Source organism: Iodobacter fluviatilis (assembly GCF_900451195.1).
GTDB lineage: Bacteria > Pseudomonadota > Gammaproteobacteria > Burkholderiales > Chitinibacteraceae > Iodobacter > Iodobacter fluviatilis.
This window is the reverse complement of sequence record NZ_UGHR01000006.1, coordinates 234656-247061: the sequence shown is the minus strand read 5'-3', so window position 1 is coordinate 247061 and position 12406 is coordinate 234656. Positions and strand designations below refer to the sequence as shown.

The window sequence follows — 12406 nt, the reverse complement described above, 5'->3', positions numbered from 1 at the left end:
ACGCGGGCACTTGGCCCGCGTTTGAATACTGTATTGCTTAAAAAATTAAGCAGCAGCTTTTGCAACAACCTTACGAGCTGGCAATTTTTCCTTGATACGTGCGGACTTGCCTGAACGATCACGGAGGTAGTAAAGCTTAGCACGGCGAACATCACCGCGACGTTTCACTTCAACACCAGCAACCAGCGGAGAGTAAGTTTGGAAAGTACGCTCAACACCCATACCGGCGGAAATTTTACGCACGATAAAGGAGCTATTCAGGCCACGATTACGCTTAGCAATCACAACGCCTTCATAAGCCTGCAGACGCTCACGTGTACCTTCCTTAACCTTGACCTGAACGATCACGGTATCGCCAGGGGCGAATTCAGGAAGAGTCTTAGCTAAGCGAGCGATTTCTTCTTGCTCAAGTTGTTGAATCAAATTCATGGGTATAACTCCAATGTGAAGCTTGTTCCTTCAAAGGTGGTCAAACCACCTGATCTTGGTTTATCACCAGATCCGCCTTAAATTCGGCCAGAAGACGAGCTTCCTCTTTTGATAGCTGTCGCTTTGTTAACAAGTCAGGCCTACGCAAAAATGTTCGGCCTAAAGACTGTTTTAAGCGCCAGCGCCGTATCAGCGCATGGTTTCCTGAAAGTAAGACTTCCGGTACGCTCATGCCCAGATAATTTTCGGGACGGGTGTAATGCGGGCAATCCAGCAACCCATCCACAAATGAATCTTCTTCTGCACTCGCTGCAGTATTAAGTACACCAGGCAATTGGCGAATGATGGCATCCATCAGCACCATTGCAGGCAACTCTCCACCTGAGAGCACATAATCGCCGACTGAGATTTCTTCATCAATCTGACGATCCAGCAAACGCTCATCCACACCCTCATAACGACCACACAACAAGACCAAACCTGGCTTTTGAGCCAGCTCCAAGACTTTATCGTGAGTTAATGCCGCCCCTTGGGGAGATAAATAGACGGTATGCGTAGCAGCAACACCCTCTTCACGCTGCCTGTTTTTAGCTGCTTCAAGCGCACTTTCAAGTGGCTCTGGCAACATCACCATACCGGGGCCGCCACCATATGGCCGGTCGTCCACAGTACGATGTTTGTCTGCGGTGAAATCACGTGGATTCCAGCTGTTAAGTCCAAAAAGACCTAATTCAACCGCTCGTCTTGTGATGCCATGACGAGTGATCGCCTCAAACATCTCAGGAAACAAAGTGACCACGTCGAAGTGATACACCTCAGCCTTAGTAATCAAGGCCCCAATCCACAGAGATTGTTTTAGCAGCAAGATCAACCTTAAGCACAACATGAGCCACAAAAGGCAGCAGACGCTCGGTCTGTCCGTCTTTTACAACGATCACATCGTTAGCACCGGTTTCAAACAAGTTATCCACAACACCAAGCTTTTCACCTTGCAAATTGATGACATCAAGGCCGATTAAATCGACCCAATAATACTCATCAGCAGCAGGGGCTGGTAACAGGCTACGGGAAACTGCAATTTTACTGCCCTTAAGTGCAAATGCCGCATCGCGATCATTAACACCATCAAGCTGTGCTGCTAATTTCTTTGTGTGAACCTGACCTTCAACAAGCTTAAAAGCCTGCCATTGACCATCACGGCCGATCCACCAAGTGTCGTAGTCAAAAAGACTATCGGCATCTTCAGTATCACCAACCAAGTTGATCCAGCCATGTACACCAAAAGCCCCACTTACATAGCCCATGATCAAAAGATCATCAGGCACCGGCAGCGAAGCCCGTTTTTGCATAGTCACGGCTTGAATCAAGCAGCAGCAACAGCAGCTGGCTTGTAGTTTTTCAGCAGCTTGGCAACGGAGTCAGAAGCTTGTGCACCAACACCTACCCAGTAGCTAACGCGGTCCATAGCTAGACGCACGCCTTCTTCACCATCTTTGGCGAGTGGGTTGTAAAAGCCAAGACGCTCAACAAAGCGACCATCACGACGATTACGGGAGTCGGTTACAACAACGTTGTAAAACGGACGGTTTTTAGCACCGCCGCGGGAAAGACGAATAACAACCATGGCATTAAACCCAATAATGGAGATTAATTTAAAGGGGTTCGATTATGAAACAAAACACCAAACCCCGCAAGAATAACCGGCAAAAGTACAGCAAAAACAATCACGTTGTAAAGCTTAACGTGATATTCGGCTGCCGGTCAGGTTCGAATATTTTAAAAATATCAGTGCAAAACGAAAGCTTCCCCTCCACGCGGGCAAGCAATCTAGCAGATGCAATGCAAGCTAAAAATAGCCATGCACCCGCATTTTTAATCACATACCGGGCAGCATGCCCTTCATGCCACTCATACCACGCATCAATTTAGCCATGCCGCCTTTGGAGAATTGCTTCATCATTTTTTGCGTTTCTTCGAACTGCTTCAAAAGACGATTCACTTCTTGTACCTGCACACCTGCCCCGGCAGCAATACGGCGCTTTCGGCTGGCTTTTAACAACTCTGGTTTACGACGCTCTTCGGGTGTCATTGAGTTGATAATGCCTTCAATACGTGCCACCGATTTATCTGTTACCTGACTATTGGCCATCTGGCTTACTTGCCCTGGTAACTTATCCATCAGCGCGCTCATACCGCCCATTTTTTTCATTTGTTGGATTTGCGTTTTAAAATCTTCCAAGTCAAACCCTTTGCCGGATTTAACTTTTTTCATCATTTTGAGCGCCTCTTCCTGATCGACGCTGTTTTGCACGTCTTCAATCAGAGAAAGTACATCGCCCATGCCCAAAATACGGCCAGCCATGCGATCAGGATGGAATGGCTCCAGCCCTGTCAGCTTCTCGCCTGTGCCTAAAAATTTAATTGGCTTACCCGTAATATGCCGCACCGATAATGCCGCACCACCACGTGAATCGCCGTCCATTTTGGTAAGGATTACCCCTGTTAAGGGAAGCGCCTCATTAAATGCTTTAGCCGTGTTAACCGCATCCTGCCCTTGCATGGCATCAACCACAAACAGCGTTTCAACAGGATTTACAGCCCCATGCAGCGCTTTAATTTCGGCCATCAAGGCCTCATCAATTGCCAAACGGCCAGCGGTATCAACAATCAGCACATCATGAAAATGCTTTTTTGCATAATCATGGGCTGCGAGCGCAATCTCGACCGGCTTTTGCCCTACATCAGAAGGGAACCATTCCACCTCTAATTGTCCTGCCAGCATTTTCAGCTGCTCAATGGCAGCCGGGCGATAAACGTCTGTTGAAACCAATAAAACTTTTTTCTTTTGTGTTTCTTTGAGAAGTTTTGCTAATTTACCCGAAGTTGTTGTCTTACCTGCACCTTGCAAACCAGCCATTAAAATCACAGCAGGCGGAACTGCAGCCAAGTTCAGGGCATCATTTTGAGCCCCCATCAGCTTAGTCAGTTCTTCGTGTACAACACCGATTACTGCTTGACCCGGTGTAAGACTACCAATAACTTCTTGCCCCTGAGCGCGAATTTTCACGTCATTAATAAACTGCTTAACGACAGGCAAAGCCACATCAGCCTCAAGCAAAGCCATGCGTACTTCACGCATTGCGTCTTGAATATTATCCTCAGTCAGGCGAGACTGACCCCGCAGGTTTTTGACTACACCAGAAAGACGACTAGAAAGATTTTCAAACATGCGTATCCTTTGCTTGGCGACAGCCCCAAGAGGGACCTCGCTCTGATAGACTTATATGATGACCATTTTACCTGAAGTTAGCCCAGCAACTTATTTCGCACTGCTGGCTTTAACCATTTATCTGCTATTAGGCTGGCATTTTTGCCGCAGCCGGCTTGCCTCATCACGCCCCAAACGGCTGCTTAGCCCTGCACTTGAGCTGACTTTGTTAGTCTCAGGCTTGGTTTTACACGCCCTGGCACTTTTCCCACCTTTACTCTGGTCAAGTAATCTGCATTTTGGTGCGGCGGAGGCACTCTCATTGAGTGCATTTTCCACCCTGTGCATTTACCTGTGTGGCCAGCTGTTCTGGAAAATGGATGGTCTGCAACCCCCCATGCTGGGTATAGCGGCAATATTTTTATTTATTTCCCAACTATTGCCGATAGGGCATTCAATTACTTACCCCCTCAGCCTGCTGTCGCGAGGCCACTTTTTACTGGCCATGTTTGCCCATGGAATGCTACTGAATGCTGCTGGTGTTGCCATTCTAATGCGTTTTGCTGATAGAACATTACACAAAGCTCAGGCAGGCTCTCTCATTCGGACACTACCGCCGCTAATGACTCTCGAGCGACTCATGTTTGCATGTGTTGGCCTAGGTTTTATTTTACTGACATTAGCACTGCTTTCCGGAATCTTTTTTGCGGAACAAGTATTCGGACACGGCTTAGTATTTTCACACAAGATTATCCTTTCCATTGCAGCTTGGCTGGTTTTTGGCACTTTACTTCTGGGGCGTTGGAAAAATGGCTGGCGTGGGCGTTTTGCGGCCAACTGGACACTTTTTGGCTTTGCTCTGCTTTTTCTGGGCTATATAGGGAGCCGTTTTGTTCTCGAGGCGCTGTTACATCGCCCTTTTTAGGTCTTTTAAAAAATACGACATAAGCCATACAAATTACGGACATAGCAACGACATTGGAACAAATTTCATTATCTTATCTATATCTTGCTCTTGCCTTCTGCTTAGCAACTTCCGCATTCTTTTCTGCAGCGGAAACAGCAATGATGGCGGTAAACCGCTATAAAATTGCCAGCAAAGCACGCCAGGGTCATTTAGCGGCTGCACGAACACAAAAACTGCTGAACCAAACCGATAAGCTACTTTCCGTTATTTTAATTGGTAATACGCTTATCAACACTGCATCAGCGACACTTTCTACACTAATTGCAAGCAAGCTATTTGCCGGAAATGACTTCGCACTAGGTACGGCCACTTTACTGGTCGCGTTTGCAATTCTTATTTTTTCTGAAGCAACGCCCAAAGTATTAGCCGCCAACTATGCAGAATCTTTTGCCTATGCAGCCTCTTATCCCTTACTTATCCTGCTGCGTATTTTTTATCCGGCAGTCTGGCTGGTCAACCTGTTTGTCAGTGCACTGATTAAAGTTTTACGCCTAAAAAAAAACCAGAACAATCAGCACGCCCTTTCACCTGAAGAATTACGCCTATTAGTATTAGAATCAGGGCGTTATATGGAAAAAAAACATCATACAATTCTTCTGAATTTATTTGAACTGGCGAGCATTACGGTAGACGATGTAATGACTCCCCGCCATCAAATTGAGAGCATTGATTTAGACGCACCAACGGATGAGATTCGTAAACAAATCTTCACCTGCCACCATACCCGTCTACCCGTTTACTCAAGTAACCCGGACAACATCACGGGAATTTTGCATATTCGAAAAATTTTATCCTTAAAAGAGAACGAAATAGACCAGGCAAGACTGAGTGAAATGATGCGGCCGCCTTACTTTATTCCATCCAGCACGCCGTTATTTACCCAACTGCAAAATTTTCAAGAAAATAAACGCAGAATGGCCGTTGTCGTGGATGAATACGGAGAAATGCAAGGTCTTGTTACCTTGGAAGATATTTTGGAGCAAGTTGTTGGAGAATTCACTACCAATGCTCCAGCGCAGGGCAAAGCATTAAGGCAACCCGATGGCAGTGTACTACTCGATGGCGCATCCAGCCTTCGGGAGCTCAATAGAAAATTACGTCTGGCATTTCCTGTAGATGGGCCTAAAACATTAAATGGACTCATACTTGAACACTTTGAAGATATCCCTGATGCGGGCACTTGCCTTGTTTTAGCAGGGCAGCGAATTGAAATTGTTCAAACACAGGACCGAAGTATTCGCGTTATTCGCCTTTATGCCCAAGATACTTAATTATGTTCTTGATCTATCAAGGTTTTAAAGGGAAAGAAAGCGCAAGATTAAAAGGTATTTGCTAAACTAAAAACGTAAGGCAATACCGACAGTTTCTCCTCTTTTCGATTACATATTGAAGACCATGTCAGCACCTAACTCACCTGTATCTGGTCTCGCCCGCCTGCTTGTTCAGCATGGCAGATTAATTGAAGCGGACGCTGAAGCGCTGCAATCTACAGCGAACAGCAGTAAAACGCCGTTTATTGAGCAACTGATACGCAGTCACAAAATGACCGCGAGAGATGTTGCTGAATTTTCATCTCAGGCGTTTGGCTATCCTCTTCTTGATCTGGACCATATTGATCCAAGCTACATCCCCCAAGGCGTGCTGGACAATAAAGTGATGCAGATTCAACGCATCGTGCCGCTCTTTAAGCGCGGCACCAAATTGTTTATCGGTCTATCGGATATCACCAATCTGCAAGCGTTGGAAGAAGTGCGCTTTCAAACCGGCCTGCAAGTACAGCCACTGGTGGTGGAAGACAGTAAACTCGTTAGTCTGCTGGATAAACTCATCGAGTCTACCGGGGCCAATCTAAGCAATATGGCGCTGGATGATGTCGATTTGGAAATGGGTGGCGGCGAAGAAGACACCACTCAAAACGAGGCTGCAGCGCTGGAAGTTGACGATGCCCCCATCGTTAAATACCTGCAAAAGATTCTGCTGGATGCCATTAATGCAGGGGTTTCGGATATCCACTTTGAGCCTTACGAGAAATTCTTCCGCATTCGCTACCGCTTGGATGGTGTGTTGCGTGAAGTAGCTCAACCTCCGCTGGCAATTAAAGACAAACTTGCTTCGCGTATTAAAGTTATCTCAAAACTGGATATCTCTGAAAAACGCGTGCCACAAGATGGCCGGATGAAGCTGGTGCTTTCAAAAAGCCGGGCCATCGATTTCCGGGTATCCACCATGCCCACCATGCACGGTGAAAAGATTTGTATGCGGATTCTGGATCCCTCCTCTGCCACCTTGGGTATTGATGCTCTAGGTTACGATCCGGATCAGAAAGAAATCCTGCTGGAAGCGATCCAGCGGCCCTACGGCATGATTTTGGTAACTGGCCCAACCGGTTCAGGAAAGACCGTTTCGCTCTATACCTGCTTAAATATTTTAAATCAGCCAGGAATCAATATTTCCACGGCCGAAGATCCATGTGAAATTAACTTACCTGGCGTAAATCAGGTGAACGTGAATGAAAAATCCGGCCTGACTTTTGCTGTCGCCCTGAAAGCCTTCTTGCGCCAAGATCCAGACATCATCATGGTGGGGGAAATCCGGGATTTAGGCACTGCCGATATCTCGATTAAAGCCGCGCAAACGGGGCATATGGTGTTTTCTACTCTGCACACAAACGATGCGCCCACCACGCTGACACGGATGCTGAATATGGGGATTGCCCCATTTAATATTGCATCGTCAGTGATTTTAATTACCGCACAGCGGCTTGCTAGAAAACTGTGCAGTTGCAAAACGCCCATTGATATTCCACATCAAGCCCTGCTCGACGCAGGCTTTGAAGAAGAAGAACTTGATGGGACCTGGACCCCTTATAAGCCCGTAGGCTGCGATATTTGCAAGGGTTCAGGCTATAAAGGCCGCGTTGGCATTTATCAGGTCATGCCCATTACTGATGCAATGAATCGCATCATCATGACCAATGGCAATGCGATTGATATTGCTGACCAGGCTAAGCGTGACGGCGTTCGTGATTTACGGGGTTCTGGCTTGCGTAAAGTAAAACAAGGCCTGACCTCATTAGAAGAAGTCATGGCGGTAACCAATGAATAATATCCAAAGAGGGGCGTCATGGCGCTAGCACCCAAAACACTAAAAGTAAAAGAATTTACTTTTATCTGGGAAGGAAAAGATCGCAGTGGCAAGATTGTCAAAGGCGAAGTACGGGCAAGTGGTGAGCACGTGGTTAAAAACACGCTTCGCCGCCAGGGCATCAATGTCTTAAAAGTCAAAAAACAAAGGATGGGAACAGGCAAAAAGATTACCGAGGAAGACATCACCATGTTTACCCGGCAACTGGCCACCATGCTTAAATCTGGCGTGCCGCTGCTCACTTCATTTGATATTGTGGCCAAGGGCCATAGCAATCCATCTGTGACCAAGCTGCTGATGGATATCAAAAATGATATTGAAACCGGCTCATCACTGACACAGGCATTCCGAAAACACCCTAATGAATTTGATGCACTTTATTGCAATCTGATTCAGGCGGGTGAGCAAGCAGGTATTTTAGATGCCCTGCTGGCAAGGCTTGCTACCTACAAAGAGAAAACGCTGGGCGTTAAAAAGAAAATTAAATCTGCGCTGTTTTATCCAACCGCCGTTATCGTTGCGGCTTTTGTGATTACTGCAGTAATTATGATTTTTGTAATTCCCGCGTTTAAAGAGTTATTTTCGAGCTTTGGCGCCAACTTACCAACGCCCACCTTAGTGGTCATGGCAATCTCTGATGTCTTCGTTACATATTGGTGGCTCATATTTGGCGGGATATTCGGCGGGATCTGGGGCTTTTTAAAAGCTTGGAAAAAATCAGAAGCGATTCAAATCGTGATGGATCGTTTACTGCTCAAAGTGCCGATTATTGGAAAAATCATGCTGGATGCGACTATTGCACGCTGGTGCCGCACCCTCTCCACCATGTTTGCAGCGGGTGTGCCTTTAGTAGACTCACTGGATTCTGTTGGTGGCGCAGCAGGGAATTACCTCTATAAGCTTGCTACAAAAAAAATCCAAACCGAAGTGAGCACAGGGACCAGCCTGACTTTATCAATGCAAAGCACCAATATGTTCCCCAATATGGTGATGCAAATGGTTGCAATTGGTGAAGAATCCGGTGCGCTGGACTCCATGCTGAGTAAAGTTGCGGATTATTACGAAGAAGAAGTGGATAACGCCGTAGAAGCCTTATCCAGCTTAATGGAGCCCATCATCATGGTGGTCTTAGGTACACTGATCGGTGGTTTAGTTGTAGCCATGTACTTACCAATTTTCAAAATGGGCGAGGTTGTCGGTTAATGATTGAGTTGTTTTTAGACAGCCCGGCTGTATTTGGTGGTTTTTTATTTGTACTTGGCTTATTAGTTGGCAGTTTTCTGAATGTAGTGATTCACCGCATTCCAAAAATAATGGAGCAAGAATTCAGGCAACAGTGTCAGCTGATCGACGCGCCTGTCGATGCTCCAATGCCAAAAGTGCCCACCTATAATTTGATTATTCCACGTTCAGCCTGCCCCGGCTGCGGCCATGCCATCAGCGCTTTAGAGAATATTCCCGTTATTAGTTATTTAGTTTTACGCGGGCGTTGTAAAGCCTGCAAAACTTCTATCAGCCCGCGCTATCCTCTGATTGAGCTGCTTTGTGCAACGCTGACAACAATAGTGGGTCTGCATTTCGGTGTGACCATAGCAGCGATTGCAGCCATTATGCTGACATGGTCGCTGATTTCACTGGTCTTTATTGACGCAGACACCTATCTACTACCTGACAGCATTACCCTGCCTCTGCTCTGGCTGGGATTGCTTTTCAATTTAAATAATGTCTTTGTGCCATTAGATCAGGCAGTGATCGGCGCAGTTGCCGGCTACTTGGCACTCTGGAGTGTGTATTGGCTGTTTAAGCTAATCACAAAAAAAGAAGGTATGGGCTATGGCGACTTTAAGCTGCTAGCCGCATTAGGTGCCTGGTTTGGATGGCAGGCTTTGCCAAGTATTATTTTGCTATCATCCATCAGCGGCGCAGTAATCGGCATTGCTCTGGCTATTCTGGCCAAACGAGGCATGGGCAAACCCATGCCTTTTGGCCCTTATTTAGGGATTGCAGGCTGGCTGACTTTGTTGCTTGGCAGCTCATTGCAGCAGCTGATATTTAATGGTGTACCCGCATAATGCGTGCAGACGGGATGAAAATTATCGGGCTAACCGGAGGGATTGGCAGTGGAAAATCGACCGTTGCCCGTCTTTTTGCTGAGCTGGGGGTGCCGGTCATTGATACTGATGAGATAGCGCACGAGCTGAGCCACCCCCCTTCAAAAGCCTTAGAACAAATTGCCTTAGAATTTGGCACAGATTTTATAGAGAAAGAGGGTGGCCTGAACCGCGCCCGGATGCGAGAACTCATTTTTGCCGACGCTGATGCAAAAGTGAAACTTGAAAACATCTTCCATCCACGTATCAAGACTATTGTGATGCAACAGCTGGACAAACAAGCAATCCATACACCTTATGTTTTATTGGTTGTTCCGCTATTATTCGAAACGAATACTTACAGCAGCATCATAGACAGCAGCCTTCTGGTAGATTGCTCGGAAGAACATCAAATTGAGCGGGTAAAATTACGCAGTGGCCTTAAAAATACAGAAATTACAGCGATTATTGCCAATCAACTGCCAAGAAAAGCGCGAATACAACGCGCAAATGATATTATTTTGAATGAAAGCACTCTTGCTCATTTACAATCCAGCGTTAGCGCACTCCACCAGCGATATCAGGATCAAACATGTCGGTTTACGTAATTGATTTTCATAAACCATTTTTTGCTGCAAAATCGAATATCTTCGCCGGTTAGACGCATCGTGATTAGCTACGAATTCCCTATTAACGAGCGCATTCGCACTCTTTTGCGCCTCGAAAACTTATACAACCGCACCATTCAGTATGTGGCACGCGACTCTGCTGCGGACCATCACGCAGCATTGCTTGGTATATTTGAAATCATGGAAGTAGCCAGTCGCGCCGACATGAAGTCAGATTTACTTCAGGAATTAGAGCGCCAGCGACAAGCTCTGTCAGCCCTTCGAAATAATCCACAAATATCAGAAGATGCTCTCGAACGAGTCTTAGTAGATATTGAAGAAACGCATTGCAAAATGCTGAATATGACAGGAAAGTTTGGTCAGGCACTAAGGGAAAATGAATGGCTGATGGCGATCAAACAGCGCGTGACGATTCCTGGTGGAGCCTGTGCTTTTGACCTTCCTTCCTACCATTACTGGCAACAACAAAGCGCTGAATACCGCAGATCAGACATTGATGCATGGTTTAATCCGCTGCTTCCTATCAAACAAGGCTTAGACATTGTGCTTCGCCTGCTCAGAGACAGCATGCGTGAAAACAATTACACAGCAAAAAATGGTAATTTCCAGCAAATGTCTGGTGGAAAAACAGTTCAGCTATTAAGAGTCAGCCTGCCTGAACATTTAGCCGCAGTGCCTGAGCTCTCCGCAAACCGTTACGCCATTAATATTCGTTTTGTTGTGCCATCAACCAGTGGAGAACGCGCTAAGGTTGTCGATACAGATGTCGACTTTGGTCTTGGCTATTGCAATTTATGAACACACCAGCCTTTCAAATTAAATGCCCAAGTTGTGGTAAACAACATACATATTCAACCGACAATCCCAGCCGCCCATTTTGCTCTGAACGCTGTAAATTAATCGATTTAGGCCGCTGGGCCAATGAAGAGTACGCAATACCGGTGCCTGCCAACCAAGCCGAAGACTCAGATAATCTCCCAGATTAAAAGTTTTTTAGGCTGTCATTTCAGCTTCATCTCAACGTCATAGCAGCGTCATCTGCAAGCTTTAAGTTTCCTCATACACAGGAGGAAACCAATGCTTCAAACTCAGATTACCCCAAGCCGTAAACGTAAACTCTCTGTATGTATTGCGGACAATGAAGAGCTGATCCGCGCTGCACAAGCTTTACGATACCGGGTTTTCGTTGAAGAAATGGGCGCACATATTGTATGCCGAGAGCCGGGCATCGACCGAGATCTGTTTGATGCCTACTGTGACCATCTACTGGTCCAGGACGATGAAACCGGTGAGGTTGTCGGCACATATCGTATTCTCCCCCCCCATCAGGCACGTAAATTAGGCAGTTATTACTCTGACACTGAATTTGACCTGACTAGACTAGGGCATTTGCGCGAACAACTGGTCGAAATTGGTCGCTCCTGCGTGCACCCGGACTACCGCTCTGGCGCCACAATTACCCTACTCTGGGCAGGCCTTGCTGAGTATATGAGCAAGAACAACTACAACTACCTCATCGGCTGCGCCAGTGTCTCTATAGGCGATGGAGGGCATGTTGCAGCCAGCCTTTACCGCAAACTGGCAAAAGATAAGCTCGCCCCTGTCGAATGGCGCGTATTCCCGCGCTGCCCACTACCTATTGCGACACTCAACCAAAGGCTTGAAACTGAAATCCCACCGCTGATTAAAGGGTATCTTCGCGCAGGTGCATTGATTTGTGGCGAGCCAGCATGGGACCCGGACTTTAATACCGCCGACCTTTTTATTATCTTGCCGATGCAAAACTTAGATATGCGCTATGCCAGACACTTCATGCGGTGATCTTCACACACAAGGTAGTTGGCCGAACAGTGAAGAAACAGCTAAACTCACAGCATTACGAATTTTCATACAGAATTTTAGCTGCATGCGCACTCCATTGTTATGCCTACGTCTTTGT

The 12406-nt window shown here is 46.6% G+C and carries 14 protein-coding genes; 9 read left to right on the top strand and 5 right to left on the bottom strand.

Features of this window, described 5'->3' with window-relative positions; genetic code table 11:
- Window positions 1-45: 45 nt before the first annotated feature.
- From rplS to ffh, 5 genes are all read right to left on the bottom strand, one after another.
- A complete protein-coding gene (gene rplS, locus DYD62_RS22900; RefSeq protein ID WP_099396458.1) occupies window positions 46-429 on the bottom strand; it encodes a 50S ribosomal protein L19 in 384 nt (127 codons plus the stop codon).
- A 40-nt stretch (window positions 430-469) separates the two neighbouring features.
- A complete protein-coding gene (trmD, locus tag DYD62_RS22895) occupies window positions 470-1228 on the bottom strand; it encodes a tRNA (guanosine(37)-N1)-methyltransferase TrmD (RefSeq protein WP_339360918.1) in 759 nt (252 codons plus the stop codon).
- Window positions 1229-1250: 22 nt separating this feature from the next.
- Window positions 1251-1778 (bottom strand): ribosome maturation factor RimM, encoded by a 528-nt coding sequence (gene rimM, locus DYD62_RS22890; protein WP_115230175.1) that lies wholly within the window; start codon window positions 1776-1778, stop codon window positions 1251-1253.
- A gap of 14 nt (window positions 1779-1792) precedes the next feature.
- Complete coding sequence (rpsP, locus tag DYD62_RS22885) at window positions 1793-2053, bottom strand: 30S ribosomal protein S16 (protein ID WP_046351593.1); 261 nt, start codon at window positions 2051-2053, stop codon at window positions 1793-1795.
- A gap of 252 nt (window positions 2054-2305) precedes the next feature.
- The gene (gene ffh, locus DYD62_RS22880; protein WP_115230174.1) at window positions 2306-3658 is read right to left on the bottom strand and encodes a signal recognition particle protein; all 1353 of its coding nucleotides are present in this window, start codon (window positions 3656-3658) and stop codon (window positions 2306-2308) included.
- Between the two features lie 55 nt (window positions 3659-3713).
- Here ffh and DYD62_RS22875 point away from each other — a divergent pair, with 55 nt between their 5' ends.
- From DYD62_RS22875 to DYD62_RS22835, 9 genes are all read left to right on the top strand, one after another.
- Window positions 3714-4562 carry a cytochrome C assembly family protein gene (locus tag DYD62_RS22875; RefSeq protein WP_115230173.1) on the top strand — a complete coding sequence of 283 codons (849 nt, stop codon included), beginning with the start codon at window positions 3714-3716 and terminating at the stop codon, window positions 4560-4562.
- Between the two features lie 53 nt (window positions 4563-4615).
- Entirely contained in the window at window positions 4616-5875 is a 1260-nt protein-coding gene (locus tag DYD62_RS22870; protein WP_115230172.1) for an HlyC/CorC family transporter, read from the top strand.
- A 124-nt stretch (window positions 5876-5999) separates the two neighbouring features.
- Window positions 6000-7709, top strand: coding sequence for a type IV-A pilus assembly ATPase PilB (pilB, locus tag DYD62_RS22865; protein ID WP_115230171.1), 1710 nt, complete (start codon window positions 6000-6002; stop codon window positions 7707-7709).
- 18 nt (window positions 7710-7727) lie between these two features.
- A complete protein-coding gene (locus DYD62_RS22860) occupies window positions 7728-8951 on the top strand; it encodes a type II secretion system F family protein (RefSeq protein ID WP_099396466.1) in 1224 nt (407 codons plus the stop codon).
- Window positions 8951-9820, top strand: coding sequence for a prepilin peptidase (locus DYD62_RS22855; protein ID WP_115230170.1), 870 nt, complete (start codon window positions 8951-8953; stop codon window positions 9818-9820). The genes DYD62_RS22860 and DYD62_RS22855 overlap by 1 nt, the downstream gene beginning before the upstream one ends.
- Window positions 9821-9834: 14 nt before the next feature.
- A complete protein-coding gene (gene coaE, locus DYD62_RS22850) occupies window positions 9835-10446 on the top strand; it encodes a dephospho-CoA kinase (RefSeq protein WP_115230196.1) in 612 nt (203 codons plus the stop codon).
- Window positions 10447-11265, top strand: coding sequence for a cell division protein ZapD (gene zapD, locus DYD62_RS22845; RefSeq protein WP_233702998.1), 819 nt, complete (start codon window positions 10447-10449; stop codon window positions 11263-11265).
- Window positions 11262-11453, top strand: coding sequence for a DNA gyrase inhibitor YacG (locus tag DYD62_RS22840; protein ID WP_115230169.1), 192 nt, complete (start codon window positions 11262-11264; stop codon window positions 11451-11453). The genes zapD and DYD62_RS22840 overlap by 4 nt, the downstream gene beginning before the upstream one ends.
- A 91-nt stretch (window positions 11454-11544) precedes the next feature.
- The gene (locus DYD62_RS22835; protein WP_115230168.1) at window positions 11545-12288 is read left to right on the top strand and encodes a GNAT family N-acetyltransferase; all 744 of its coding nucleotides are present in this window, start codon (window positions 11545-11547) and stop codon (window positions 12286-12288) included.
- The last annotated feature ends 118 nt before the right edge of the window (window positions 12289-12406 follow it).

What these genes read in the sequence shown, in the direction of transcription:
- rplS (WP_099396458.1), bottom strand. Translation starts at nt 429, where the DNA reads ATGAATTTGATTCAACAACTTGAGCAAGAAGAAATCGCTCGCTTAGCT.
- rimM (WP_115230175.1), bottom strand. Translation starts at nt 1,778, where the DNA reads ATGCAAAAACGGGCTTCGCTGCCGGTGCCTGATGATCTTTTGATCATG.
- rpsP (WP_046351593.1), bottom strand. Translation starts at nt 2,053, where the DNA reads ATGGTTGTTATTCGTCTTTCCCGCGGCGGTGCTAAAAACCGTCCGTTT.
- ffh (WP_115230174.1), bottom strand. Translation starts at nt 3,658, where the DNA reads ATGTTTGAAAATCTTTCTAGTCGTCTTTCTGGTGTAGTCAAAAACCTG.
- DYD62_RS22875 (WP_115230173.1), top strand. Translation starts at nt 3,714, where the DNA reads ATGATGACCATTTTACCTGAAGTTAGCCCAGCAACTTATTTCGCACTG.
- pilB (WP_115230171.1), top strand. Translation starts at nt 6,000, where the DNA reads ATGTCAGCACCTAACTCACCTGTATCTGGTCTCGCCCGCCTGCTTGTT.
- DYD62_RS22860 (WP_099396466.1), top strand. Translation starts at nt 7,728, where the DNA reads ATGGCGCTAGCACCCAAAACACTAAAAGTAAAAGAATTTACTTTTATC.
- DYD62_RS22855 (WP_115230170.1), top strand. Translation starts at nt 8,951, where the DNA reads ATGATTGAGTTGTTTTTAGACAGCCCGGCTGTATTTGGTGGTTTTTTA.
- coaE (WP_115230196.1), top strand. Translation starts at nt 9,835, where the DNA reads ATGAAAATTATCGGGCTAACCGGAGGGATTGGCAGTGGAAAATCGACC.
- DYD62_RS22840 (WP_115230169.1), top strand. Translation starts at nt 11,262, where the DNA reads ATGAACACACCAGCCTTTCAAATTAAATGCCCAAGTTGTGGTAAACAA.
- DYD62_RS22835 (WP_115230168.1), top strand. Translation starts at nt 11,545, where the DNA reads ATGCTTCAAACTCAGATTACCCCAAGCCGTAAACGTAAACTCTCTGTA.